General features: G+C 46.3%; 23 protein-coding genes and 2 pseudogenes. 10 read left to right on the top strand and 15 right to left on the bottom strand.

All coding sequences use genetic code 11. The features are described from left to right. The first annotated feature begins 19 nt into the window (after positions 1-19). The 4 genes from lptF (at position 20) to FTV30_RS02390 (ending at position 5,069) form a co-directional block, all read left to right on the top strand. Positions 20-1,120, top strand: a complete 1,101-nt coding sequence (gene lptF / locus FTV30_RS02405) for an LPS export ABC transporter permease LptF (RefSeq protein ID WP_005094462.1) — start codon at positions 20-22, stop codon at positions 1,118-1,120. A gap of 2 nt (positions 1,121-1,122) precedes the next feature. Further along, positions 1,123-2,193, top strand: a complete 1,071-nt coding sequence (gene lptG, locus FTV30_RS02400; protein ID WP_005094459.1) for an LPS export ABC transporter permease LptG — start codon at positions 1,123-1,125, stop codon at positions 2,191-2,193. 124 nt (positions 2,194-2,317) lie between these two features. Continuing rightward, positions 2,318-3,862 (top strand): 2,3-bisphosphoglycerate-independent phosphoglycerate mutase, encoded by a 1,545-nt coding sequence (gpmI, locus tag FTV30_RS02395; protein WP_180000942.1) that lies wholly within the window; start codon positions 2,318-2,320, stop codon positions 3,860-3,862. A gap of 34 nt (positions 3,863-3,896) precedes the next feature. Then, positions 3,897-5,069, top strand: coding sequence for a S41 family peptidase (locus FTV30_RS02390; RefSeq protein ID WP_100355200.1), 1,173 nt, complete (start codon positions 3,897-3,899; stop codon positions 5,067-5,069). Here FTV30_RS02390 and FTV30_RS02385 read toward each other — a convergent pair whose 3' ends face one another. The 5 genes and pseudogenes from FTV30_RS02385 to FTV30_RS02365 form a co-directional block, all read right to left on the bottom strand. After that, entirely contained in the window at positions 5,070-5,756 is a 687-nt protein-coding gene (locus tag FTV30_RS02385) for a DNA-binding response regulator (protein ID WP_180000941.1), read from the bottom strand. 15 nt (positions 5,757-5,771) lie between these two features. Continuing rightward, a pseudogene (locus FTV30_RS02380) lies at positions 5,772-6,737 on the bottom strand (PAS domain-containing sensor histidine kinase); the annotation flags it as partial. Positions 6,738-6,750: 13 nt separating this feature from the next. Beyond that, positions 6,751-7,573 (bottom strand): IS5 family transposase gene (locus tag FTV30_RS02375; protein WP_087554504.1). Its coding sequence is split into 2 segments (ribosomal slippage): positions 6,751-7,191 and positions 7,193-7,573, totalling 822 coding nucleotides; the frame shifts between segments, so codons are not numbered across the junction. 41 nt (positions 7,574-7,614) lie between these two features. Beyond that, a pseudogene (locus FTV30_RS02370) lies at positions 7,615-8,220 on the bottom strand (histidine kinase); the annotation flags it as partial. 22 nt (positions 8,221-8,242) lie between these two features. After that, entirely contained in the window at positions 8,243-8,878 is a 636-nt protein-coding gene (locus FTV30_RS02365; RefSeq protein WP_005108454.1) for a response regulator, read from the bottom strand. A 219-nt stretch (positions 8,879-9,097) separates the two neighbouring features. Between FTV30_RS02365 and FTV30_RS02360 the strand changes: the two genes are divergently transcribed. Then, positions 9,098-10,165: a serine hydrolase gene (locus tag FTV30_RS02360; RefSeq protein WP_180000940.1), complete on the top strand. Its 1,068-nt coding sequence runs from the start codon at positions 9,098-9,100 to the stop codon at positions 10,163-10,165. 54 nt (positions 10,166-10,219) lie between these two features. On the opposite strand, the gene thrC is transcribed toward FTV30_RS02360, so the two are convergent. From thrC to xerD, 4 genes are all read right to left on the bottom strand, one after another. Then, on the bottom strand, positions 10,220-11,359 hold the full coding sequence (gene thrC, locus FTV30_RS02355; protein ID WP_005094446.1) for a threonine synthase: 1,140 nt from the start codon (positions 11,357-11,359) through the stop codon (positions 10,220-10,222). A 57-nt stretch (positions 11,360-11,416) separates the two neighbouring features. After that, positions 11,417-12,721, bottom strand: a complete 1,305-nt coding sequence (locus tag FTV30_RS02350) for a homoserine dehydrogenase (protein WP_005094444.1) — start codon at positions 12,719-12,721, stop codon at positions 11,417-11,419. Between the two features lie 125 nt (positions 12,722-12,846). Next, on the bottom strand, positions 12,847-13,659 hold the full coding sequence (locus FTV30_RS02345; RefSeq protein WP_100329427.1) for a DsbC family protein: 813 nt from the start codon (positions 13,657-13,659) through the stop codon (positions 12,847-12,849). Positions 13,660-13,758: 99 nt separating this feature from the next. After that, complete coding sequence (gene xerD, locus FTV30_RS02340) at positions 13,759-14,676, bottom strand: site-specific tyrosine recombinase XerD (RefSeq protein WP_180000939.1); 918 nt, start codon at positions 14,674-14,676, stop codon at positions 13,759-13,761. Between the two features lie 175 nt (positions 14,677-14,851). On the opposite strand from xerD, the gene FTV30_RS02335 reads away from it, so the two are divergent. The 5 genes from FTV30_RS02335 to ftsW all read left to right on the top strand — a co-directional run bounded on the left by FTV30_RS02335 (position 14,852) and on the right by ftsW (position 19,998). Next, on the top strand, positions 14,852-15,112 hold the full coding sequence (locus FTV30_RS02335; protein WP_004281065.1) for a FeoA family protein: 261 nt from the start codon (positions 14,852-14,854) through the stop codon (positions 15,110-15,112). Then, positions 15,109-16,965 carry a ferrous iron transporter B gene (locus FTV30_RS02330; RefSeq protein ID WP_005094440.1) on the top strand — a complete coding sequence of 619 codons (1,857 nt, stop codon included), beginning with the start codon at positions 15,109-15,111 and terminating at the stop codon, positions 16,963-16,965. Before FTV30_RS02335 ends, FTV30_RS02330 begins: the two co-directional genes overlap by 4 nt. A 56-nt stretch (positions 16,966-17,021) precedes the next feature. Then, a complete protein-coding gene (locus FTV30_RS02325; protein ID WP_005094438.1) occupies positions 17,022-17,273 on the top strand; it encodes a DUF6587 family protein in 252 nt (83 codons plus the stop codon). Between the two features lie 161 nt (positions 17,274-17,434). Then, complete coding sequence (gene murD, locus FTV30_RS02320) at positions 17,435-18,781, top strand: UDP-N-acetylmuramoyl-L-alanine--D-glutamate ligase (RefSeq protein ID WP_180000938.1); 1,347 nt, start codon at positions 17,435-17,437, stop codon at positions 18,779-18,781. 20 nt (positions 18,782-18,801) lie between these two features. Continuing rightward, positions 18,802-19,998 (top strand): putative lipid II flippase FtsW, encoded by a 1,197-nt coding sequence (ftsW, locus tag FTV30_RS02315; protein WP_005094435.1) that lies wholly within the window; start codon positions 18,802-18,804, stop codon positions 19,996-19,998. On the opposite strand, the gene FTV30_RS02310 is transcribed toward ftsW, so the two are convergent. From FTV30_RS02310 to thiC, 6 genes are all read right to left on the bottom strand, one after another. Beyond that, complete coding sequence (locus tag FTV30_RS02310; protein ID WP_005094432.1) at positions 19,987-20,247, bottom strand: zinc ribbon domain-containing protein; 261 nt, start codon at positions 20,245-20,247, stop codon at positions 19,987-19,989. The two genes, ftsW and FTV30_RS02310, sit on opposite strands and share 12 nt — an antisense overlap. Before the next feature lie 56 nt (positions 20,248-20,303). After that, positions 20,304-21,224: a tRNA glutamyl-Q(34) synthetase GluQRS gene (gene gluQRS, locus FTV30_RS02305; protein WP_225553535.1), complete on the bottom strand. Its 921-nt coding sequence runs from the start codon at positions 21,222-21,224 to the stop codon at positions 20,304-20,306. Between the two features lie 2 nt (positions 21,225-21,226). Continuing rightward, on the bottom strand, positions 21,227-21,754 hold the full coding sequence (gene dksA / locus FTV30_RS02300; RefSeq protein ID WP_005094428.1) for an RNA polymerase-binding protein DksA: 528 nt from the start codon (positions 21,752-21,754) through the stop codon (positions 21,227-21,229). A gap of 210 nt (positions 21,755-21,964) precedes the next feature. After that, a complete protein-coding gene (cpdA, locus tag FTV30_RS02295; protein WP_100357775.1) occupies positions 21,965-22,777 on the bottom strand; it encodes a 3',5'-cyclic-AMP phosphodiesterase in 813 nt (270 codons plus the stop codon). Next, on the bottom strand, positions 22,774-23,409 hold the full coding sequence (locus tag FTV30_RS02290) for an NUDIX domain-containing protein (RefSeq protein ID WP_100357774.1): 636 nt from the start codon (positions 23,407-23,409) through the stop codon (positions 22,774-22,776). Before FTV30_RS02290 ends, cpdA begins: the two co-directional genes overlap by 4 nt. A 76-nt stretch (positions 23,410-23,485) precedes the next feature. Then, entirely contained in the window at positions 23,486-25,381 is a 1,896-nt protein-coding gene (gene thiC, locus FTV30_RS02285; protein WP_180000937.1) for a phosphomethylpyrimidine synthase ThiC, read from the bottom strand. Between the last annotated feature and the right edge of the window lie 48 nt (positions 25,382-25,429).

The raw sequence follows: 25,429 nt of genomic DNA, 5'->3' as shown, positions 1-25,429 counted from the left end.
TTATTTTGGAAGAATTAATTTGATTATTCGGCGTTATCTGGTCAAGCAAGTTGTCTCGACATCTTTGGTGGTGATTGCCTTATTGACCTTGATCATGATGGGTGGCCGACTGATCAAGTATTTTGGTGTCGCAGCGCAAGGCCGTCTGGATGCAGGCATTTTATTTAGCATCATTGGCTACCGTTTGCCTGAGTTTTTAACCTTAATTCTTCCGCTCGGTTTCTTTATTGGCCTGATGCTGGTATTTGGCCGTTTATATGTCGACCATGAAATGGCGGTGATGAATGGCAGTGGTGTCAGCCGGCATCAATTGGCGCGCCTTCTGGTGCCGATGACCTTGGTGTTTCTCATTGCCCAAGCCGGCTTGATGCTCTGGGCAGCGCCATGGGGAATCCGCCAGTTTGAAGCGCTGACCACCAGTCAGGCGGTACGCACCGGCTTTGATCTGGTACGACCCAAAGAATTTATTTCCTCTGGCCCCTATACCATTTATGCCGGTGATCTGTCTGAAGACCGCAAGAACTTAAAAGATATTTTCTTCTATCAGCGGGCAGAAAAACCCGGTAAACCGGATGTGATGATTCTGGCCCAAGAAGCCACCCGCATCGAGGTGCCAAATGATGCGGCCAATGTGGTCGATCTGGTTCAAGGTCGCCGTTATGAAATTTATCCGGGCACTCCGCAATATACCCAGGCTGAATTTGCAAGCTATCGTCTGCGTTTAGAAAATGATGAGGAAGCACAGTTTGCCAGTGCTGAAGTTGAAGCTTTGCCAACCTCGCAATTGTGGCAGAACCGTCAGGATCCTGTGGTGGCCAGTGAATTAGGCTGGCGGGTATTTGTACCATTTGCGATTCTGATTGCTTTGATTCTGGCCGTGGCCTTGTCTGAAGTGAGTCCACGCCAAGGTCGTTATCTCAAGTTATTTCCGGCGCTCATGATTTTTGCCAGTCTGATTGTGGCGTTAATGGCCGTGAAAACCCGGATCAGTAAAGAGGAAATGGGGATCTGGGCTTATCCATTGATCCTGATTGCTTATGCGATTGCGGGTGCCTTGTTCTCACGTAAACAGAATTTGGCCCCGAAAATCAAGAAACAGATTCAGCGAGTGAGGTCTTAATAATGTTGGCACGTCGTATAGTTGCAAAACATGTGACCCAAACCACTGCGCTGGCGATGCTGGGTGCAACCGCTGTGTTGGCGGGTTTACAGGTGTTATTTACTTATCTGGGTGAGCTGGGTTCACTAAAAGAAGGTTATGGCGCCTGGGATGCCTTGAAATATGTGCTCTGGGGTGCTCCGAATTATCTTTATGAAATTCTGCCGATCTCGGCGCTGATCGGTGCGGTTTTAGGTTTGGGCACATTGGCCTCAAATAGTGAACTGATTGTGATGCGCTCGATCGGGATCAGTCTGTGGCGGATTGTTGGCTGGGTGATCCGTTCAGCATTACTGCTGGTGGTCTTGTCATTTGCCTTAAGCGAGTGGGTGATTCCCTATACCAATGAACAGGCCAAGAGCGTAAAAAGTTCGAGTAAAGCCGCACAACTGGGCGAAGTGCGGGGTTACTGGACCCGGGAAGGGCAGCGCTTTATTTATATTGATTATGCCAATTCGCAAGGTCAGCTGAAAAATGTGCAGATGCTGGATTTTGATGAAAATTATCGCTTACGCGGCACCTTGCAAGCGGATCAGGGTGAATTTGTCACAGATGGCTCCTGGACATTAAGCAATACCGAGCAGTTCGATATTCTGCAAAATGGTAGTGCTACCCTGATCAAGCAGGAACAGCAACCTTTGGCACTGGCATTACAGCCAAAATATGTGCATATGGTCACCATCGATCCTGAAGACTTGTCACCGAGCCAACTGATCAGTTTCACAAGTTATATGCATGAATATAGTCAGGTGCCAAAAACCTATCAACTGGCTTTCTGGCAGAAACTCGGTTCTCCTTTTGCCCTGATTGCACTGGTGGTGATTGCCTGTTCATTTATTTTCGGGCCGCTGCGTCAGCAATCCATGGGTTTTCGTCTGGTGATTGCCTTATTTGCCGGTCTGGGCTTTTTCTATCTACAGGATTTCCTCGGCTATGCCAGTCTGGTCTATGCGCCATCTCCGGCATGGTTTGTCTTTATTCCGATTCTGATCATGTTCGGTATTGGGGGTTACCTGCTGCATCGGGCACGCTAAGACCCAGGAAAATAGAACAAATCAATCGCGATGAGCGGCTTAAACCATACTCTGGTCATGGCCTCTTTTTGCAAACTTCGCTAAAATAGAGCGATTAATTCGTAGACGAACAGAGTATTTCATTATGACGGATGCAACTGCTGGCAAAATCCCTCACGTTTTGGTGATTATGGATGGTGTGGGTCATCGCGAAGCGGTCGAAGACAACGCGTTTTTAGCAGCTAAACGACCAAATTTAACTGCAATGCAGGACAAGCATCCGCATGGTTTGATCTCGGGTTCAGGCGAAGATGTTGGTCTGCCAGATGGCCAGATGGGGAACTCGGAAGTCGGACATATGAACCTCGGTGCAGGTCGTGTGCTGTATCAGGATTTTACCCGGATTACCAAAGACATTCGTACCGGTGATTTCTTCAATCATGAAGTACTCGTCGATGCGGTGGAGAAAGCCAAAGCTTCAGGTGGTGCAGTGCATTTGCTCGGCCTTTTATCTCAAGGCGGTGTGCATTCGCATGAAGACCATATTGTTGCGATGGCTGAACTGGCACTCAAACGTGGTGTCAAAGTTTATTTGCATGCTTTCCTGGATGGTCGTGATACGCCGCCACGAAGTGCCCAACCGTCATTGGAAAAACTGGATGCGCTGTTTGCACAATATCCGGGTCAGGGTCGTATTGCCAGCATGATTGGTCGTTACTTCGCGATGGATCGTGACAACCGTTGGGATCGCGTCGAACAGGCCTATCGTTTATTGACTGAAGGCGAAGCGGCCCGTACAGCTGCCACCGCAGTTCAAGGTCTGGAACAGGCTTATGCCGCAGATGAGTCGGATGAATTTGTCAAAGCCACCCGCATTGGTGAGCTGGCAAAAATTCAGGATGGCGACAGCGTGGTCTTCATGAACTTCCGTGCCGATCGTGCCCGTGAATTGACTCGCGCATTTGTAGAAAAAGATTTTGCTGGATTTGCACGTAAAGTAGTGCCGAACTTAGCCAAGTTTGTGATGTTGACGCGTTACCAAGCAACGATTGATGCGCCTGTGGCCTATATGCCAGAAGCGTTGGTCAACTCGATTGGTGAATACCTGTCAAATCTGGGTAAAACCCAATTGCGTATTGCTGAAACTGAAAAATATGCACACGTGACGTTCTTCTTTAGTGGCGGTCGTGAAGATGAATATCCGGGTGAAAAACGTATCCTGATTCCATCGCCAAATGTAGCAACTTATGACATCAAACCGGAAATGAGTGCTTATGAAGTGACTGATGAGCTGGTCGCTGCGATCAATTCAGGCGAATTTGACCTGCTGGTGGTGAACTATGCCAATGGTGATATGGTCGGTCATACCGGTGTTTTTGATGCCGCAGTGAAAGCGGTTGAAGCGGTCGATACCTGCTTAGGCCGGGTTTATGAGGCGGTGATGGCGCAAAAAGGTCATATGCTTATCACTGCCGATCATGGTAATGTAGAGCAGATGCAGGACTATCACAGTGGTCAGGTGCATACTCAACATACCACTGAATTGGTTCCATTTATTTATGTGGGTCCAACTCAGGCCACGATCGCAGAAGGTGGCGTATTGGCAGATGTCGCACCGACCTTATTAAGTCTGATGCAAGTTCCAGTCCCTGCGGAAATGCAAGGTCGCAACCTGATTGAACTGAATTAATAATTTTCGATAAGATCTAAAAGAAAGGTAAAAAATGGCAACAACACATTGGAAGTCTGTCGTTATACCATGCTTACTGATGTGTTTGAGTCATTCGGCCTGGGGTGCGGGCTCAAAAGAGCCGGCATTCGATGATATGGAAATGGATGGTCAGGCCTATACTGAAATTCCTGTGGCATCCATTCAAGAATTCGTACAAATTTATGGCATCGTCAAAGACAATTATATTCAAGACAAAAATGACGACGCCTTGTTCCAACAGGCAATCCAAGGTCTGGTCAGTGGCTTAGACCGCTATTCCCGTTATTTGTCTCCTGAAGATTATAAGCAGCTACGTGAATATACTGAAGGTGATCTGGCCAGCATTGATTTCGATCTGCAATTTAACTCGCAGATGAAGCAATGGATGGTGCAGGGATTGAGCGCCGATGCCGACTCTGCCAAGCAGGGACTGCGTAATAGTGTCACGGTCTATAAAATTGATGATCAGGTACTGAGTAGCCTGAATCAGGAGCAGGTGCGACAGTTATTGAGCGGGGCGGTCGGCTCTACGCTGAGCATACAGCTTTCCCCGCAAAGTCCGGTGGTTCGTCTGGTAAGGAATACCAAGCTCGATACTGAAATTAAATCCAGTCTGCACAATAATCAGGTACTGGTATTGCAGGTCAAAGTTTTCCAGCAAGATACAGCCAATGAAATCAAGCGCCTGATTGAAAGCTATTCTGACAGACGCTTAAAAGCGGTGATGTTTGATCTACGCAATAACCCGGGTGGCTTACTTTCTGCCGCAGTAGAATCGGCCGATTTATTTTTGAATCAGGGTGTGATTGTCTCGACCCAAAGCCGTTCGGAAGGCAATCAGCAATTTCAGGCGCTGCCAAGTTTTGAATTTCAGAATCTGAAAGTGGGCGTTCTGATTAATAACCGTTCAGCTTCGGCAGCTGAAGTCTTTACGGCAGCATTGAAAGAACATAGCCGGGCTTGGGTGGTCGGTGAGCAAAGCTATGGCAAAGGTGTGGTACAAAAGCTATTTCCACTGAGTAATGGTTCTGCTTTACAAATGACAGTGGCACAATACTTCAGTCCGAGTGGTCAGATGATTGAAGGGCGGGGCGTGCAGCCACATTTCAGTTATCCGTTTAAGCAGGAAATGCGTGAGGAGAGCTATCTGGAACACGTCACAGACCTGCTACTCCTGCAAAAATAATTATTCGTCTTCCTCAGTATCCAGTCCGAACTTTTTCAAACGATAACGTAGGGAGCGGAATGACATACCGAGCTTTTTCGCGGCCAGTGTGCGGTTCCAGTGCGTTAGATTCAGCGCATTGAGTAGGACTTCTTTTTCAATCTTTTCTAAATATAGCTCTAGGCCTTCTTCTGGGAGCTTTCTCGGAGCAATCAGGGTGTCAGTCGCAATGATCTCGCTCGTGAGCGTATTCATCTGCTGAATCGGTATCGATTGCCCAATCAGCATTTTATGTTCTAAAGCATCATTTGGATTATTATGGAAATAATCCACCGGTTTATTCAGTGCTTTTTGTAGCAGCTGTTCCAGATGTTTCTGATTGATCGGTTTGCTGACAAAGTCAAAGGCACCGGCCTTGAGTGCAGCAATCGCGATTTCCATGTTGCCATAGGCGGTCAGAACCGCGACCGGAAGTGCAGGATAGAGATGACCAATCCAGTCCAGTAACTCCAAACCATTGCCATCGGGCAGGTTCAGGTCAGTTAAACAGGCATCATATTGATGATCTGCAAGATATTTTTTAGCATCTTGCAGACGATGTGCGATGTGCGTACGAATCCCCATCCGCAGCAACGACATTTGCATGAGGGTGCATAAATCTTCTTCATCATCCACCAAGAGCACCAGTGGCTGTTGTTCCACACTCATTTCCCTTAAACCCCTTTATACCGTAATACGTTGGCAGCTAATGCGAAAGCATGCGCCCTGTTCTTGTTGTATATAGTTTAATTGTGCCTGATTTGCTTCACAAAAACTATGTGATAAGTACAGTCCTAATCCGGTTCCACTAATCGAGGTACTGAAAAAAGGTTGAAATAATAGGGCTTGGTCGTGTATGGCTACACCTGAGCCGAAATCCCGGATATCAATCCAGACCCGATGTTCATAGGGATGTATATTCAGCTGAATGTAATTGGCATCTGCTGAATTGTGACGGATGGCATTGCGAAGCAGGTTAATCAGGACTTGCCGGAACTGCGCTTCATCGAACTGAATCAGCAGCGGCACATCAATATTAAATTGAATCTGATCGCAAATATCGGCCAAATCTTCCTGGATAAATAACGGGATAAATTCATTGAGATGAATCGGCACCGGATGGGTTTCTTTATTTTTGACCATATTCAGCGTGTCCTGAATAATCCGGTCAATCCGGGTCGCCTGTCGGCCAATCATCTGGTTGAGTACTTGTTGTTCACTGCCAGAGTCAAGGTATAAATCATTGGCCTGCACAATAGCTGCCAATGGATTACGAATTTCATGCGCAATACTGGCCGAAAGCTGGCCCAGTGCGGCAAGTTTAAGTTGCTGCACCTGCTGATTGAGTTTTTTGGCATCCTGTAACACCAATAACATCAGGGTTTGATGCGGCACAATCAGCTTTTGTACCTGTACATGAATGTTATAGCGACTTTGCTGTGATTCAAATTGAAAACGCTCGCCATTTTCCAGCGTTTCAAACTGGATCAGTTCAAATAAATCTGGTTGTGACTGGTAGAGGGTAAATTTCTCATGCGCAAATTTTGCTTCGATCCCGAGCAGTGTACAGGCCGCAGGGTTACTCAGAACCACATGATAATTTTCATCCAGCACCAGATAGCCAGTTTCGATCTGTTCCAGAATAGATCTCTTGCGAAAGTCATTATTGCAAGTTTATCCGGTTTACGAGTGCAGCAATTAAGTTAATGCGTAAACCGAATCTTTTCCGTCTATTTCGATAGCGTTCACTTAATATTCTAAATGTTTTCAATTGACTATTAATGTGTTCGATCACAACTCGTATTTTTCCAATCATTTTATTGTACCTTTTCTCAACATCAAATAAGGGTAAATTCTTCTTTTTCTTTATTGGCATCAATAATTTAAAGCCATCTTGCTCTAATCCGTAGTACCCTAAATCGGTCATAACATATTCACAATGTTTGAATTTCTTAACCGTTTTTCTTGCCAATTTAATATCATGCTGACTGCCATTCGATATATCTAGCCCTATGATTTGTTTGCTGTTCGGATGATAGATCACTTGTGCTTTTAGCGTATGTTTCTTCTTTTTACCACTGTAGAACTTACTCTGATTTTTTTTTCGGACGTTCTATTGAACATTCTGTCGCATCAATAATGACCCAGTTAAAGTGTTCGTCTGCTGTGGTAATGCTTCGTTTTGGCAGAGTAAAACGTCTTGATTTCATCAATGCATCTTCAACCTTTTTAATGGTTCGATTCACATTACTTTCAGCGATATGGTAATTTGCCGCTAATTCCAGTTGAGTGCTGTAGTTCCGTAAGTAATTGAGAGTTAATAACAACTGATCCTCTATATCTAAAGTATGAGGACGACCTGATTTCTTTTTGAGTGATTCTGCTTTTTCTAAAACCTCTACCATTTCAGTAAAAACTTGTCGAGGTACGCCAACCAAGCGTTTGAATTCAGAATCTGAAAAACGATTTAATTTCTGATATCTCATGAAATTTATATTGAGGTGGTTTTTACTTTCGCAAGAGATCTAATATAACGGTTAATATTCTGTAAGCGATAAAGTTCCAGAGATTGCGAAAAGTTCAGGTTTTCCAGAATCTGAAAACGGCGCACCGCAATTTGCCCGGTTCCATAGACCACAAAGAACAAAAAGGCCAGCAGGGCACTATTACTGATATTGCTTAAGGAAGAAAATGCAAAAATACTGCCGATAAAATGTTGATATATGACACTAATCACAGCAATCAGCGTGACCACCAAAGCTTTTTTTGCATCCAGCAATAACGATGCGGAAAAGATGGTAATCACAAACAGCAAACCAATTTGCAGATTAGGCCCATCACTTGCCAAAGTCAGTAAACTTAAGACGCAGACATCGCTAAAAAAAATCATAATCAGCTGCGGCTGGATCAGGCGTCTGATCCATTTCAGTGCGAACAGCTGCGCTGTATTAATGGCAACACCGATTCCTAGCGCATAATAATACAGTTGTGGATATTGATAATCGCCGGTTAGCTCGGGGTAGGTCAGCAGAAAAATCAGCAGCAGGCCAGTGCTGATCAGCAGGCGATACGCACTATACCAGATCCCTAAATGATACTGATTGAGTTCAGAATAATTGGGTTTTTGTGCCATATGCAGCGCGACTCGCCAAAGGCTAAGGTTTAATCAGCCCATAGCGCATGGCCAGATGCGTCAGTTTGACATCACTATCAATATTCAGTTTTTCAAAAATACGATAACGATAAGTATTTACGGTTTTGACGCTGACAAAGAGCTTGTCAGCAATTTCCTGAGCGCTGATACAGTTCACCACCATCATCGCCACTTGCATTTCACGTTCTGACAGTGCATCAAAAGGCGATTGCTGTGTATCAGAAAGGTAAGAACTCGCTAACTGTTCTGCAATGTCGGCACTAAAATATTTACCGCCTTGCATGACTTTATTGATGGCGCGAACCATTTCTGAAATCGGCGCCCCTTTGGTAATATAACCTTTGGCTCCGGCTTTTAATAACAGCGAAGGATAGGGTTCTTCTGCCAGACCGCTGACAGCCAGTACTTTGGTTTCAGGGGCGCTCTGAAGCAGACGACGCGTGGTTTCTACGCCACCAATGCCCGGCATATTCACATCCAGTAAAACCACATTCGGATGATGCTGACGAACCAGAGAAATCGCTTCTTCACCAGATTCAGCCTGTCCAATCACCTGAACCTCCGCATGGTCTTCCAGCATTCTGCAAATTCCAGTACGTACTAATTCATGGTCGTCCACAACTAAAACTGTGATCACCTACGCTCTCCCTCTGTTAAAAAAATCATTTTTTTGTTACATAAAGCAAAATAAGCTTGCAATGAAAGTACAAAATTAGCAATCCTATTCGCAAGATAAAATCTGAAACTTATCACACAGTGTCAAGATCAAAAAATGTTCTGCAATGTGTTTAAATGTAAGGCATATTAGAGGTAATACGCAAATCAATCTTACCTCTGTTAGTTGAGTGAAGAAATAGTGAAGAAAATAAACAAGTCTTTAAGGCATGTATTGGGCCTGTCCGTGTTAGTCAGCATGAGTGCGACAAGTTTTGCTGAAATCATTATGAATTCTGGCACGACAGAGGGCGGATCCAGCATTAGTTGGTCTTCTGAGGAAGTCAATCAGCTGATGAGTGATGATTTCCGTGTGGCTGCTGATGAGCCTTCGCCACCCGGTTCAGCCACCGTGACCACGACCTTGCGTCAGAGTGTACCGAGCACCCAGCAGTCGGTCAGTGTTCAGCAACCAGCAAAAACAACACAGATTTTTGATACAAACATTTATAGCAATCAACCCTCTGTAAATGCCCGTGCTGCATTGGTTATGGATGCGCAAACCGGTGAGGTGCTGTTTAGCAAAAACACCAATACCGCTTTGCCGATTGCATCTATTACCAAATTAATGACAGCAGTGGTGATTTCCGATGCACGTTTAAACATGTCAGAAAAAATCACGCTGCAACAGGCTGATTTCTCTTGCGCAGGTTGTAAAAGCTCAAGCTCGACCTTACGTGCTGGCGATAGCATGAACCGTGCCGAAGCTTTATTGTTTGCTCTAATGAAGTCTGAAAACCCGGCAGCTGCAGCCTTGGCGCGAACGTATCCAGGTGGTCGCAGTGCATTTATTGCAGCGATGAACAGTAAGGCCAAGGCCTTAGGCATGAATTCATCCCGCTTTATGGAATCAACCGGCTTACACCCTGGAAATGTGGCATCAGCACGTGATTTGGGTATTTTAGTGAATACCGCTTCTCAATATGGTTTGATTCGTCAATTCTCGACCACACCAAGCTATGACTTTAACTTGGGTTATCGTGTACTGAAATCGAATAATACCAATGCACTGGTGCGTAACGGCGGCTGGAATATCAATATTTCTAAAACCGGTTTTATTAATGAAGCAGGGCGCTGTGTGGTGATGCATACGACCCTGAATAACCGTCCGGTGGCAGTGGTACTGTTAGGTGCAAATAGCTCACAGGCGCGTACCAATGATGCGACCCGTTTGATGAGCTGGGTGAGCCAGCAACCAAAACGAATCTAATCTCTGCGCTCATAAAAAACCCTGCAAATGCAGGGTTTTTTATTCTGGCTGAAATTACATGTTCGACAGAATAGAGTCTTTTACCTGAGCCATGGTTGCGTCGATAGACAGCATCACCGCATCGGCACATTGTTTGATCGCGGTATCTGGATCTTTTAGACCATTACCGGTTACGGTACATACGATTACTGAACCTTCAGCGATTTTCCCTGCTTTTATATCACGGATTGCACCGCCAACAGACGCAGCAGATGCAGGTTCTACAAATACACCTTCATACATCGACAGCAGACGTTGCGCTTCAAGAATCTCCGCATCCGTCAGTTCATCAAACCAGCCGTTTGAATCACGAACGACAGCTTTGGCATGATTGAAGCTTTGCGGATTACCAATACGAATGGCAGTTGCAACAGTTTCCGGATTTTCTACTGGACCACCACGCAGGAACGGAGCAGCACCAGACGCTTGGTAACCGGCCATGATTGGCAAGCCAGCCGGTTTAGGACCAGTGAAAGCATCGGTTTCAGCATCGTAAATCACTTGCTCAAATTCTTCTTTCGACTGATTGGCCACCGCTTCGGTATAGCCCATCCAGTGTGCAGTGATATTACCTGCGTTACCCACTGGCAGGCAGTGGTAATCCGGGGCACGACCTAAAGCTTCAACGATCTCGTAAGCAATGGTTTTTTGACCTTGCAGGCGGTACGGGTTGATTGAGTTTACAATCGTTACCGGTGCCTGATCCGCAACTTCCTTCACCAGACGCATGCCGTCATCGAAGTTGCCACGAATTTGCATGGTGATTGCACCATACATCATCGCTTGGGCCATTTTACCCATGGCAATTTTGCCTTCCGGGATGAGTACGAATGCTTTGATACCGGCACGAGCAGCGTATGCAGCCGCAGCAGCAGAAGTATTACCAGTGGATGCACAGATGATGGCTTTAGAGCCTTCTTCAACGGCTTTGGTCACTGCCATAGTCATACCGCGGTCTTTAAATGAACCAGTCGGGTTTAAGCCCTCGTACTTCACATAAATTTCAACATCTTTACCAATAATGCGTGGAATATTCTCAAGCTTGATCAGTGGAGTATTACCCTCACCCAAAGAGATCGCACGAGTAGTTGCAGACACTGGTAAACGGTCGCGATAGCGGTCAACTAAACCAGTATAACGATTGGCATTCGACATGATGATGTTCCAATTGTGTGTAGAGCTTGGCAAGGGGAAATACTCCCCTTAACCCGATTAATTATCAAGCGATTCTAAACGAATTCGTACAATTTCGCCATGAATGACGGGTAATGCTTGAATTTGTGAGAGCGCTGCATCCATTTTTGATTCGACGATAGGATCGGTCAGAATCACGATCGGAATAAGGTCTTTTAAGCGAGGTTGCTGCATGATGGCATCGATACTGATTCCGGCACGACTGAGGATCGTGGTGACATCGGCAAGCACGCCCATTTGATCTTCGGCATTAATACGGATGTAATAGCCGGTGGTCATTTGTTCACGACTCAAGATCGGTAAATCGGTCAGGGCTTCAAAGGCCAGTTGCGGAATGGTTCCAGCACCGTCTTCGGTATAAATGATATCACGGACAATATCCACCACGTCTGCGACCACAGCAGAAGCCGTTGGGCCTGCACCCGCACCTGCGCCGTAGTACAGCGTTGGGCCAACCGCATTGGCTTGTACCAGTACGGCGTTTTTCACGCCATTGACGTTGGCAATCAGTTCTTCTTCAGGAATCAGGGTTGGATGAACACGGAGTTCAATCCCGGCATCGGTGCGGCGTGCAATTCCCAGGTGCTTGATACGGAAACCGAGGTCTTCTGCATATTTCACATCTTGTGCAGTGACTTTGCCAATACCTTCAGTAAAGACTTTGTCAAACTGTAGCGGAATACCAAAGGCACATGAAGCTAGAATGGTCAGCTTATGTGCAGCATCAATACCTTCCACGTCAAAGGTTGGATCGGCTTCGGCATATCCGAGTTCTTGTGCTTCTTTGAGTACGTCTTCAAAAGTACGGCCTTTTTCACGCATTTCGCTGAGAATGAAGTTACCCGTACCATTGATGATGCCCGCCAGCCATTCAATCTTGTTGGCCGCCAGACCTTCACGAATCACTTTAATAATGGGAATACCGCCAGCCACTGCCGCTTCATAGGCAATCTGCACGGCATTGTCTTCAGCCGCTTTAAACAGCTCATTCCCATGTTCAGCCAATAGCGCCTTGTTGGCAGTGACAATATGCTTGCCATGTTTCATGGCTTCCATAATGATTTCAAAAGCAGGATGAATCCCACCCATGACTTCGACCACCACGTCTACGTCAGGTTGACGCACGATGTCCATCAAGTCTGCACTTTGTTTCACTGATGCAGGTAGGTCCAGATCAGGACGTGGACGACGGGTGCCTACATAGGTAATTTCAATTTCACGACCGGTGCGACGTTTAATCTCAGCAGCATTTTCTTTTAATAGTTTCAAGGCACCACCACCTACAGTACCAAGACCGAGGATAGCCAGACGAACTGGTTTCACGTCACACTCCAAATAAACAGTTTTTTACGAGAACCTAGATCATAGCTAAAAAAACGCCATGACTCTAGGGTCATTTCAGAATATCTTTATGTATAAAATAAAGTTAAATAACGTATTAAAATGAGTTATTTAAGTCGCTTCAATAATTCAGCGCTAGACAGATATCCGCCTAGGTAAACCCCTTCCGAACTATAAATGGCAGGGGTGCCATTGACGCCCATATTCAGGCCCATGTGATATTGATCTTGAACAGGATTTTCACATTTCTCTGCACTAATCTGTGCGCCGGCAATGGCCTGATCAAAAGCACTATGACGGTCAGCACTACACCAGATTGCTTCCATGGCCGGCATATGCTGTTCACCACGCGGCCAGGCGATATAACGAACCTCAATACCTTTACTATTCATTTCATCCATTTGTTCATGGAATTTATGGCAATACGGACAGCTGACATCGGTAAAGACATAGACCACATGCTTGGCCTTGCCTTTGGCCGGATAGATCAGCAGATCTTCTGCTTTCAGTTCGGCAAAGAGTTTGTTGTTGATTCCGGCTTGCAGGTTTTCACTGACATTATGCAGCTGTTTATCACCGAGTCGGATCACGTCGCCCTGAATCAGGTATTTACCATCGCTGGTGACATAGACCGCAGACATACCTTCCAGACTGACCCAGAACAGGTTCGGTACTTCGGTGGTTTTAATATCGATAATTTTGGCACTGATCCCCGCAGTTTTGAAATGCTTTTCCAAGGTAGAGACCAGACGCTGTTGTGCATTGCGTTCGGTCAGGGTAGAGGCTTCTCCCGTTGCTGGTGCACTTGCAGTCAGTGTATCTTGCTTTTTAGTGTTGTTATCGGAATTGGAACATGCGCTAAGCCCCAAACCAGCAGCAAGTGTACAAGCCATAAAAACTTTTGAGCGGGCAAATGTCATAAATAACCCTTTTCTTCTTGGACTAAAAACAGAGCATTAGCATAACAAAAAAAAATACAAACACGTCAAACTTCTCAGTTTATTCCATGTGTAGATGTTTTAAGCCCGTGGATGATGCGCTGCATGCAGCTGCTGCATCCGCACTTGCGCCACATGGGTATAAATCTGGGTGGTCGACAGGTCACTATGTCCAAGCAGCATCTGTACCACACGTAAATCTGCGCCATGATTGAGCAGATGCGTTGCAAAGGCATGCCGCAAGGTGTGCGGTGACAGCTCGGATGCAATTCCGGCCTGTAAAGCATAGCGTTTAATCGCATACCAGAAATTTTGCCGGCTCATGATGCCGCCATGCTGAGTCAAAAACAGATAATCGGTTGAGGTCTTATACAGTTGTGGACGGGCTTCATTCAGATATTTTTCCACCCATTCACAGGCCATGTGTCCCATCGGTACCAGCCGTTCTTTATTGGCTTTACCGACGATGCGTAAATAGCCCTGTTTTAAGTTAATCAGTTCCAGACGTAAGTTAATCAGTTCAGTGACACGTAAACCGCAAGCATACAGCACTTCAAACATGGCACGGTCACGCAGGCCTAAAGCAGTATTGATATCGGGGGCATCAATCAAGGCCTCAACATCGGCTTCAGACAGGTCTTTGGGCAAGGCACGGCCAAGCTTCGGGGTTTTATGCGCTGCCACCGGATTATCACTACGCAGCTTCTGTTCACGCAGAAATTTATAAAATGAACGCAAGGCTGACAGACAGCGGGCAATTGAGCGTGGGCTTTTTTGCTGTTTGGTCAGTGCAATCAATACATCGGAAATATCGTCATGGGTCCATTCTGGCAAAGGCTTGCTCAGACATTCTGCACATTGCAGCAAATCAGATAAATAGGCATTTCGGGTGTGTGGACTAACCGTTTGCGCAATCAGATAATCACGAAAACCCTGTAAATAGCTCAAGGCTTCAGGAATTTGAACCGGGGCGGGAATACGGGGTTTTTTATTCAGCATAGGGTGCAAGGATCTGATCTGAAAAAGCGATGAATTTAATAGGTATTCTCCACTGTAGTTTAATTTCACCAGACTGTCGATGTGATATAAAAACTAATTCAGCATGTAATCAATCTTATTTGTTAATTATTCTCATTTGTTTGTATACTGTACAAAATAGTTCAGGAATTTCACGGTGCGTTTGTCTGATTTAAAAGCAAAACAAATTGCCATCATTCGAAAAGTGAGTCGAACAACTGATGGTGAAAGTGCTCTACACGATGTCGTCGCGAGTCGTTTGGAAACTCTAGGCTTTGTGCCGGGTACGAAGGTACAGGTGATTACGAAAGGTATTTTTGGTGGAGATCCCATTTTGATTCAAGTTGGATTTACCCGTTTTGCTTTGCGTAAATCAGAAGCAGCCAAAATTGAAATCGAACAGGCGGTATCGGCATGAGTGATACATTACGTATTGCCCTTGTCGGTAACCCTAATTGCGGTAAAACTTCATTATTCAACCATTTAACCGGAACACGCCAAAAAGTTGGTAACTATGCGGGGGTCACGGTTGAACGTAAAGTCGGTACGTTTCAGCTTGCTTCAGGCAAAGCGGTGCGGGTACTGGATTTGCCAGGAACTTATAGTCTGGATGCGACCAGTCCGGATGAAGAAATCACCCGTAATGTGGTGCAAGGTAAAATCGCAGAAGAACAGCAGCAGGATGCATTCTTATGTGTAGTAGATGCCACTAACCTGAAACTGCATCTGGGTCTGGTCCTAGAAATGATTGCTTTGGGTCGTCCGATTCTGGTTGTACTCAACATGATGGATGAAGCACGCCGTCGTGGGATGCAAATCAATACCCAGAAGCTGTCTGAACGTCTCGGCGTGCCCGTGGTGGAAACTGTAGCGGTACGCAGTTCAGGGATTGAAAACCTGAAGAATGCCCTGGATCAGGGAAAATTCTCGGTACCGCAGACTGAACTGAGTGGCTTAAAGGGTGACCCGCATCAGCAGGTAGAAGTCATTCTGAACGACGTGGTCAATTTCGTCGATCAGGAAGACAAACGTACTGATTTTCTCGACAGGATTTTTTTACATCCGGTACTGGGTCTACTCAGCCTGGCTGTAATGATGTTCGTGATTTTCCAAGCGGTATTTGCCTGGGCTGCGCCGTTTATGGATGGCATCGAAACCTTCTTTGGTTGGCTCGGTGAATTCCTCGGTGAATATATTGCTCATCCTTTACTGAATAGTCTGGTGGTGGACGGGATTATTGCTGGTGCCGGCGGGGTGGTGGTATTCCTGCCACAGATTCTGATTCTGTTCTTCTTTATTCTAGTCTTGGAAGAATCAGGTTATTTACCACGAGCAGCCTTCTTGCTCGATAAGCTGATGTTTAAAGCGGGCCTGTCAGGCCGTGCCTTTATTCCGTTATTGTCCAGCTTTGCCTGTGCCATTCCGGGCATCATGGCATCGCGTACCATCAGTGATCCGCGAGATCGTTTAACCACGATTTTTGTGGCACCGCTGATGACCTGTTCAGCACGTTTGCCGGTATATGCCTTGCTGATTGCAGCTTTCATTCCACAGCAAACTGTCTGGGGTTTTATGAACCTGCAAGGTCTGGTGTTATTTGGCCTGTATATGGCGGGTATTGTCAGTGCTCTGGCGGTGTCTTTTGTACTGAAATTTTTCCATAAAGATAAATCCCAGCACATGCTGTTGATGGAGCTGCCAAGCTACCGTTTCCCGGATCTGAAAAACGTCTGGATCGGCTTGCTGGATCGCGGCAAAATCTTCTTGAAGCGGGTCGGCGGTATCATCTTTGCCTTATCGATTGTACTCTGGTTCCTGTGTACCTTCCCGCAACCCCCAGAAGGTGCGACTTTGCCGGCGATTGATTATTCACTGGCAGGTATGCTCGGTCATCTGATGCAGCCAATCTTTGCACCGCTCGGTTTTAACTGGCAGATCTGTATTGCCTTGATTCCAGCCATGGCAGCACGTGAAGTGGTGGTTGCTGCATTGGGCACTGTCTATGCACTGTCTGCCGTAGATGACGATGCAATGTCCGAAGGTCTCTCTTCACTCATCAGTAGTGGTGGTGATCTGGGCTGGTCAGTGGCGACAGGTCTGTCTTTACTGGTGTGGTTTATTTATGCACCGCATTGTCTGGCAACTTTGGCGACAGTCAAACGTGAAACTGGTTCCTGGAAAACGGTCAGTATCATGACGGTTTACCTGTTTGGCTTGGCATATTTCATGTCATTCCTGACTTATCAAATTGCTTCATATTATTTGGGCTAATCTCAGGTTGGCCTCGGCCCGTTGAGCTTGCCTGAGTATATGCATGGGAGATTGAGATGATTGAAATTCTGATTGTGGCGGCACTGGTGCTGTGGAGTGCGCTGGTGGTATTTAAAAAGGTGTTTCCGAACACCTCTCACTCAGTCTTCCAGAAGCTGTCTGATGCCTGCGCAGCAAAAGGCTGGACGCGTCTGGCCAAATGGCTGCAACCGGGTATGGCTGCAGGCTGTGGTGGCAACTGTGCCTGTCCGGTGTCGGAGCAAAGTGCACAGGAAAAGCCGGCCCAGCAAGCGGTCAAATGGAAATAAGTTCCTTTTTGGCTGTAATTTTAAAAACCGTCATGAGCATGACGGTTTTTTTACGCATGGACACAAAAAAATATGCAGAAAGCTCAATCAGAAAAGGCATTCAAAACAGCAAAGTGCTACCATTTCGTCAGTTTCAAAATAGACCAAAATATGGGGCGAAAATGTTAATACAACGTGGTGGGTTAAAAGTCGTTGCAGGACTCGGAATATCAGGTGTTGCAGCAGTCAATTTCTTACATGACCAGGGCTACCGCGTTGCAGTAACGGATTCTAGAGCCATCCCTCCGGGACATGACCAGATTCCGGCCGAAGTCCAGACCAGTTTCGGCCAGTTTGATGCCGAGCTGTTGCTGTCTGCAGAAGAAATCGTGATCAGTCCGGGACTGGATCCAAAATTGCCAGAAATTCAGGCGGCGATGGCGCAGGGTATTCCTGTGGTGAGTGAAATCCAGATTTTACGCCGTGCTACGGATAAGCCCATTGTCGCGATTACCGGTTCCAATGCCAAAAGTACAGTGACCACTTTGATTGGCTTAATGGCAGCCGATGCTGGCAAAAAAGTCGCGGTCGGTGGCAATCTGGGACGTCCTGCACTGGATTTAACCAAAGATGATCCTGAGTTATATATCTTAGAATTATCCAGTTTTCAGCTGGAAACTACTTCAAATCTGGCGGCTGAAGTGGCGGTGGTACTGAACATGAGTGAAGATCATCTGGATCGGCATGGCGATATGATGGGCTATCACACCGCCAAGCACCGGATTTTTCAGGGTGTGAAAAAAGTGGTGTATAACCGGGATGATTCTTTGACCCGTCCTTTGGTGCCAGATGTGACGCCGATGCAAAGTTTTGGCCTGAATGCACCCGATATGAACCAGTACGGGATTCTTAAAGATACCGATGGTGGCATCTGGTTGGCGCGTGGTCGTGAACGTCTGTTAAAAAGTACCGAGATGTATATGCAGGGCACGCATAATGTTGCCAATGCCCTGGCTTGTCTGGCACTCGGTGAAGCGATTGGTTTGCCATTGGACAGCATGCTAAACACTTTAAAAACCTTCAAAGGTCTGGAACATCGCTGCGAATTTGTCAAAGCAGTGCAGGGCGTACGTTATTATAACGACTCCAAAGGCACCAACATCGGTGCAACCTTGGCGGCTCTCGATGGTCTCGGTATGGCGATTGAAGCCCAAGGTGGCAAAGTTGCGATTATTCTCGGTGGACAGTGCAAAGGACAGGACTTTAAGGCTTTGCGTGAATCATTGAGTAAATATGCCAAGATTGCAGTGCTGATTGGTGAAGACCGTCCGATCATCGAAGCAGCGATTAGGGGCACGACTGAGCTGGTTCATGCAGAGAGTTTGCAGCAGGCCGTAGAAACCTGCCAAAAGCACACCCAGGCAGATGATGTCGTGCTATTGTCTCCTGCATGCGCAAGTTTTGATATGTTCTCGGGTTATCCTGAGCGTGGTCGCAAGTTTGTTGCGTATGTGAATGAACTCAATTAAGAATAACAAGGATTCGTGATATGGCTGGGTTTGCTCAGACTACGATCAATAAACTAAACCAATTTTATAGCCAGTGGGTACCCAAGCTCCCCGCTGAGCTAAATCCACGGAATGTACTAATTTTCTGTGTATTGGCTTTACTGTGTATTGGTTCGATCATGGTGGCATCGGCCTCGATGCCTTATGCTGAACGTATGCATGAAAATGCCTTTCATTATATTAGCCGCCATGGCATTTCGATTTTTGTGGCAGCAGTAGCCGCCTATCTAACCTATAAAATTCCCTTAAAGGTCTGGTTTAATAACACCTTCTTTTTGTGGATTATTACCATTGTACTGTTGGTGGCCGTGCTGGTGGTCGGGACTGAGGTCAATGGTTCCAAGCGCTGGATTCGGGTGGCCGGATTTACCTTGCAGGCCTCGGAAGTGGCGAAAGTGATGATGGCGATTTTTACCGCGGACTATGTGGTACGCCGTGCGGAAGAAGTCCGGAACAATATTAAAGGTTTGGTTCGTTTAAGTGCGATTATGGGTGTGACCGTCGGTTTGATTATTCTTGAGCCGGACTTGGGGGCAACCGTAGTAATTACCTTGACCATGCTTGGCGTGTTTTTCCTCGCGGGTGCGCCGTGGATTCAGTTTGGTGTGGCCTTTATGACCTTGGTCGGTGCATTTGCCGCAGCGATTTTATTAGAGCCTTATCGCTTGCAGCGTTTGATGTCTTTTTCAAATCCATGGGAAGATCCACTGGGTAGCGGTTATCAGCTCTCGAATGCACTAATGGCCTTCGGCCGTGGTGAGTGGGCCGGGGTTGGATTGGGGCACAGCATTCAGAAAATGTCTTATCTGCCTGAAGCGCATACTGATTTTATGCTGGCGATTTTAGGTGAGGAATTTGGCTTTTTAGGTATTGCGACCATCCTGATCCTGTCTTTTACCATGCTGGTCTGCTGTATCCGGATCGGACATCGTGCCTTGCAACATCAATATCTACGCGCCGGCTATCTGGCCTATGGGATCTGTATCATTTTCCTGTTACAGATTCTGGTGAATGCCGGTATGAATATGGGCGTGTTACCGACCAAAGGTTTGACCCTGCCATTTATTAGTTATGGGGGGTCATCATTGATTATCTGTGCGGTGATGATCAGTTTAGTGCTGAAAATTGATTCGACCACTCGGCAGGTCAATCCAAGCCGGGAAGAATCAAGCTTCTAGATTGGAGTTGGACCCGGGCTCCGGCTGAGCATGGTCAAGCACTGTGCTCGGCATTGCAGTTCCGCAATTGGAACAGGTCACAAAAGCAGTTTTAGGCTTGGAAAGTGGAATCAATGGAATAAAAAACAAAGAAAAATAATGACGTTGCTGTTTCAGCTCATAGCCTGTACGGGTTCGGCAGACTGGACACAGGAACTGGCTCTTTTCAATAGTTTTGGTTTTAGGGCCGAATCCAAAAATAAAAAACATCTGCTTTTCCTCTCTGATTTTAATTCTAGAATTCTAGCTTAAGCCAAAACAGGTTTTTATTGATAACAACCTTGTAGCGCTGTTGTATGTGGAATCCGTTCAATGTTCCATTGCGCAACCGCCTGTTGCAGCATGCGTTGTGGCGTATCCAGATCAACTTCAGCCTGATGCAAAGCATTAAGTGCCTGTTTTAAGAGTTGTGGGGCCTGACTTAAATCCAGTGCTTGGGCCAGATTCTGTTTTGAGAGTTTTTGTCCCTGATCATTCATCGCCAGGGGTAGATGCATATAATTCAGACGCGGATAACCGAGCAACTGCCCCAGATAGATTTGCCGTTCGGTATTGTCCAGCAGGTCAGCACCACGTACCACATGGGTCATGCCTTGCAGATAGTCATCGACCACTACCGCCAGCTGATAATTAATAATCCCGTCACGACGTTTTAAGACAAAGTCTCCCAGATCTTTCTTCAGCTTTGAGCAGTGTCGACCTTGTAATTGATCTTCAAAACAGATTTCGATATCTTCGACTTTTAAACGGATCGCTTGATTGTCGAATGCCAGAGCTAGGTCACGGCAGGTATCCTGATAGATATGATTGGAACCGAGCATTTTACGGGTACATTGACAGGCATAAACCAGACCCTGCTGACGTAATTGTTCGATCACATCTGCATAAATATCTAAACGGTCTTTCTGGAAAATGATTTCGCCGTCTGGCTCAAGCTGAAAGGCGTCCATGGCACGCAAAATATGCTCTTCACTGCCCGGATAAATACGCGGAATATCGGTATCTTCCACCCGAACCAGCCATGTGCCGTGGTTGGCTTTGGCATCGCAATAACTGGCAACTGCGGTAATGAGGGAGCCAAAATGCAAAGGGCCGGTTGGCGATGGCGCGAACCGACCCACATAAGCCATCCTATTGTCCCCCTCCTTTTTTAAAGGAGGGGTTAGGGGAGGATTATTCAACAGCATCATTAACCGTTATTTTGCTTCTCTTTGATTTCCGCCAGGGTTTTGCAGTCAATACATAAAGTAGCCGTTGGACGGGCTTCTAAACGACGCAAACCAATTTCGATGCCACAAGTTTCACAGAAACCATAGTCATCATTCTGGATCGCTTCGATTGACTGTTCGATTTTACGGATCAGTTTACGTTCACGGTCACGGGTACGCAGCTCAATTGCAAATTCTTCTTCCTGAGTGGCACGATCGTTGACATCAGGCAGGGCAGTATTCTCATCTTGCATCGTATTCAGCGTACGATCCACTTCTGACATCAACTCGGCTTTCCAGGCCAGCAAAATTTGGCGGAAATGCTGAAGCTGACCTTCAGACATGTATTCTTCATTTTTTTTAGGTTGATAAGGTTCAATACCAAATAAGCTAGCAGTAGAACCACCGTCAGTCGTTTTAGGCTTAGATTTGCGTACGCGCTTTGCAGCTTTCTCTTCTACAACTTCAATTTGATTGTCTAAGACTTGATTTTGGTTGTCATTCGCCATTTAGGGCATTCCTCATCATATGCGTATGATTGCTACGCAAAAAATATGGTGATATGCAATTTTTATCCACCCTGTAGAAGGATTATCCTCCTGTGGGGGCCGTCATCATATAGACTTTTTATGCTTATTGATAGTCTTTGATGTCTGGACTATGCATATCACATTTCCTTTGGTTGCAATAAAGTAATGCAAAAAAAACAAATTGAAAAGTTAATAACCTGAAATTTCAGTATTAATATTTTGCTGACTCAATGCCACCCGTTCAATATAGGTATCAAACTCACCATTTTGTTGCAAATGTAATACACGATAACCGGGCGCCGCCTGATCTAGCGCGAAATCCTGGCTTTTAGGTTTGAACTGCACACTGGTCGATGGCGTGGATAAAAAATAGATACCATGCCATTCATTACAGGAATCCTGATGCACATGACCAAACAAGACCAACTTTATATTCTGGTGCCGTGCCAGGACATCTTTCAGATCTTCGGCATTTTTAAGCCGGTGCTGGTCAATCCAGTGCGATTTCATCGCAAAAGGGTGATGATGACAAGCGATGATGACATGCTGATGCTTAAACTCAAGCAATAATTGGTTCAATTGATCAAGCTGAGCTTGTTCCACCCAGCCATCAACCTTGCCTTGAACCGCACTATTCAACAAAATCATGGTCCAGCTACCAAAATGAATCGCATGTACCTGATTGGCATTCTGATGAAACGGAAAGATCCGGGTGTCATCATGATTACCCGGAATCTGATAATGCGGCACGTTTAAGGACTGGATAAAGTCTAAATAACGCTGATAAGTTCGTTCCACCGGCACCTGGGCCAGATCACCGGTATGAATCAGCGCATCCATTTTGCGAAAGCGCTGCTGAATCTGCTGCATCACTTCATGAAAACTCTGCTCTGGATTCATCCGGGCAAATTCCAGCTCTTCCCGATCCATCAAATGGGTATCAGAAATCTGGATAATGGTCCAGTCTGGCTGTTCGGTTGTATTTGACTGCGAAAAACTCATGTCTTTCCCCTTAGACATATCCCTGCAGTATGAATATGTTGTTGCAACCATTGCAAGGCCATAATGACCGGTGCATTCCTTAAGCGCCCATTGCTGAGTAGTGCGGAAATATCTGCATAATCCAGAATATGCAGCTGGATATTTTCACCTTCATCCGGCATGCCAAAAATCCCGCCATGTTCAGGCAGTTCAGTTTCGGCGACATATAGATGAAACAACTCGGAACAAGCGCCCGCTGAAGGATAGAAGCTGAAAATATGCTGTAACTGATTCAAGCTACAGCCTGATTCCTCGAGTGCTTCCCGGCGGATACACTGTTCAGGCGCTTCATCGCCATCCAGAACGCCAGCAATCACTTCGAGTTGCCACGGTGAATCGACATCGTCCAGTCCGCCAATCCGGAACTGTTCAATCAGGCCGAATTTCTTCTGTTGATGGTTATAGAGCAGCACACCCGCTGCTTCTGGCCGGTGAATCAGCTCACGTTGCAAAATAGGCGTCGAGCTGTCCTGCTGGAATAAACGGTGTCGCAGGCTGACTTTTTCCACCTGAATAAATCCCCGGTACAAAAACTCACGTGCCTCTATGCGAAAGTCTTTTTTATTATAAGAGGCCTGTTTAATAATATTCATATGCTCAGATAGAATGAATTGATTTATTTTCATCCTATCTGAGTTTTTTTTGAAGACAACTGTTTTTTTTAAAGTTTTATAGTTTGTGGTACAGATTTTGGCCAGACTTATGGAAGCTGGCTTTCATCTGATCCATACCTGCTTCAATTTCGGCCTGAGAGCTTGCCGGCTGATCAGGCTTGGCCTGCTGATTGGCATAGTCTCGAACATTCTGGCTAATCTTCATTGAACAGAACTTCGGTCCACACATGGAACAGAAATGTGCAGATTTATGTGCTGCTTTGGGCATGGTTTCATCATGCATGCTACGGGCTGTATCCGGATCCAGACTCAAATTAAACTGGTCTTCCCAGCGGAATTCAAAACGTGCCTTGGACAGCGCATTGTCCCGGGCCTGTGCCCCCGGATGCCCTTTGGCCAGATCGGCTGCATGTGCTGCAATCTTGTAGGTAATAATGCCGTCTTTGACATCTTTCTTATTTGGCAAACCCAGATGCTCTTTCGGGGTGACATAGCACAGCATGGCAGTGCCATACCAGCCAATCATTGCGGCACCAATCGCTGAAGTAATATGGTCATAACCCGGGGCAATATCCGTAGTTAAAGGGCCAAGGGTATAGAAGGGCGCTTCTTTACAGACTTCCAGTTGCAGGTCCATATTTTCCTTGATCATGTGCATCGGCACATGCCCCGGACCTTCAATCATCACCTGTACATCATGTTCCCAGGCACGATGGGTCAGTTCACCCAAGGTTCTCAGTTCAGCAAATTGCGCTTCGTCATTGGCATCTTGCACACAGCCCGGACGCAGGCCATCGCCAAGGCTGAAAGACACATCGTAGGTTTTCATAATGTCGCAGATGTCATCGAAATGGGTGTAAAGGAAGTTTTCCTGATGATGCGCCAGACACCACTGTGCCATGATCGAACCGCCACGCGAAACAATCCCGGTCAGACGGTTGGCTGTGAGCGGTACATATCTTAAAAGCACGCCGGCATGAATGGTGAAATAATCCACGCCCTGTTCCGCCTGTTCAATCAGGGTATCTTTAAAGATTTCCCAAGTCAGGTCTTCGGCTACGCCGTTGACTTTTTCCAAGGCCTGATAGATCGGTACGGTGCCAATTGGCACGGGAGAATTGCGGATAATCCATTCCCGGGTTTCATGGATGTTCTGCCCGGTTGAGAGATCCATAATCGTATCTGCGCCCCAACGTGTGGCCCAGGTCATTTTCGAGACTTCTTCTTCAATCGAAGAACCCAAAGCCGAGTTGCCAATATTGGCATTGATTTTTACCAGAAAATTGCGTCCGATGATCATCGGTTCCAGTTCCGGATGATTGATATTGGCTGGAATAATCGCGCGGCCGGCAGCGACTTCCTGCCGTACAAACTCCGGGGTGATTTCAGTCAGGTTTTTAGCGCCGAAATTTTGTCCCGGATGCTGGCGCATATCGACACCCTCCAGTTGACGCAGGTTTTCACGAATGGCGATATATTCCATTTCTGGCGTAATCATGCCTTTTTTGGCATAGTGCATCTGGGTGATGTTCTGGCCACGTTTGGCTTTGCGCGGTTTTTGAATATGCGCGAAACGGATGGCCGCAGTACGGATATCACGTAAACGTTGTCGGCCAAATTCAGAGCTTAAATCGTCCAGCATTTCCGTATCGTTACGCTGTTCAATCCAGCTGTCACGGATATTGGGCAGGCCTTTATTCAGGTCAATCGTCACATTGGGGTCGGTATAGACACCAGACGTGTCATAAACCATCAAGGGCGGATTATATTCACCGCCCAAGCCGGTCGGGGTTTCACTGAGGGAAATTTCCCGCATCGGTACCTGAATATCAGGACGCGAGCCTGGCAGATAGACTTTACGTGAAGCGGGTAGAATGCGCGTTAAATCACGTGCTTCCTGTTCATGAGCGGAGAGAGAAGTTTCAGAAGAAAGATTCGTTAACTGGTTCATGGCTATGATCCTTATGAATGACATCAACGAATCAAGCACGACCAAAAA

The sequence above is a fragment of the Acinetobacter sp. YH12255 genome, from assembly GCF_013417355.1.
Classification (GTDB): domain Bacteria; phylum Pseudomonadota; class Gammaproteobacteria; order Pseudomonadales; family Moraxellaceae; genus Acinetobacter; species Acinetobacter pseudolwoffii.
This window is presented reverse-complemented; position numbering and strand designations above follow the sequence as displayed.

Excerpts from the sequence above, each read along its gene's own strand:
- FTV30_RS02390 (WP_100355200.1), top strand. The coding sequence starts at position 3,897 with ATGGCAACAACACATTGGAAGTCTGTCGTTATACCATGCTTACTGATG.
- dksA (WP_005094428.1), bottom strand. The coding sequence starts at position 21,754 with ATGGCGAATGACAACCAAAATCAAGTCTTAGACAATCAAATTGAAGTT.
- FTV30_RS02345 (WP_100329427.1), bottom strand. The coding sequence starts at position 13,659 with ATGACATTTGCCCGCTCAAAAGTTTTTATGGCTTGTACACTTGCTGCT.
- lptG (WP_005094459.1), top strand. The coding sequence starts at position 1,123 with ATGTTGGCACGTCGTATAGTTGCAAAACATGTGACCCAAACCACTGCG.
- xerD (WP_180000939.1), bottom strand. The coding sequence starts at position 14,676 with ATGCTGAATAAAAAACCCCGTATTCCCGCCCCGGTTCAAATTCCTGAA.
- FTV30_RS02310 (WP_005094432.1), bottom strand. The coding sequence starts at position 20,247 with ATGTTTTTTATTTTTGGATTCGGCCCTAAAACCAAAACTATTGAAAAG.
- FTV30_RS02325 (WP_005094438.1), top strand. The coding sequence starts at position 17,022 with ATGATTGAAATTCTGATTGTGGCGGCACTGGTGCTGTGGAGTGCGCTG.
- cpdA (WP_100357775.1), bottom strand. The coding sequence starts at position 22,777 with ATGAGTTTTTCGCAGTCAAATACAACCGAACAGCCAGACTGGACCATT.
- thiC (WP_180000937.1), bottom strand. The coding sequence starts at position 25,381 with ATGAACCAGTTAACGAATCTTTCTTCTGAAACTTCTCTCTCCGCTCAT.
- gpmI (WP_180000942.1), top strand. The coding sequence starts at position 2,318 with ATGACGGATGCAACTGCTGGCAAAATCCCTCACGTTTTGGTGATTATG.
- FTV30_RS02290 (WP_100357774.1), bottom strand. The coding sequence starts at position 23,409 with ATGAATATTATTAAACAGGCCTCTTATAATAAAAAAGACTTTCGCATA.
- gluQRS (WP_225553535.1), bottom strand. The coding sequence starts at position 21,224 with ATGCTGTTGAATAATCCTCCCCTAACCCCTCCTTTAAAAAAGGAGGGG.
- ftsW (WP_005094435.1), top strand. The coding sequence starts at position 18,802 with ATGGCTGGGTTTGCTCAGACTACGATCAATAAACTAAACCAATTTTAT.
- thrC (WP_005094446.1), bottom strand. The coding sequence starts at position 11,359 with ATGTCGAATGCCAATCGTTATACTGGTTTAGTTGACCGCTATCGCGAC.
- FTV30_RS02330 (WP_005094440.1), top strand. The coding sequence starts at position 15,109 with ATGAGTGATACATTACGTATTGCCCTTGTCGGTAACCCTAATTGCGGT.
- FTV30_RS02385 (WP_180000941.1), bottom strand. The coding sequence starts at position 5,756 with ATGAGTGTGGAACAACAGCCACTGGTGCTCTTGGTGGATGATGAAGAA.
- murD (WP_180000938.1), top strand. The coding sequence starts at position 17,435 with ATGTTAATACAACGTGGTGGGTTAAAAGTCGTTGCAGGACTCGGAATA.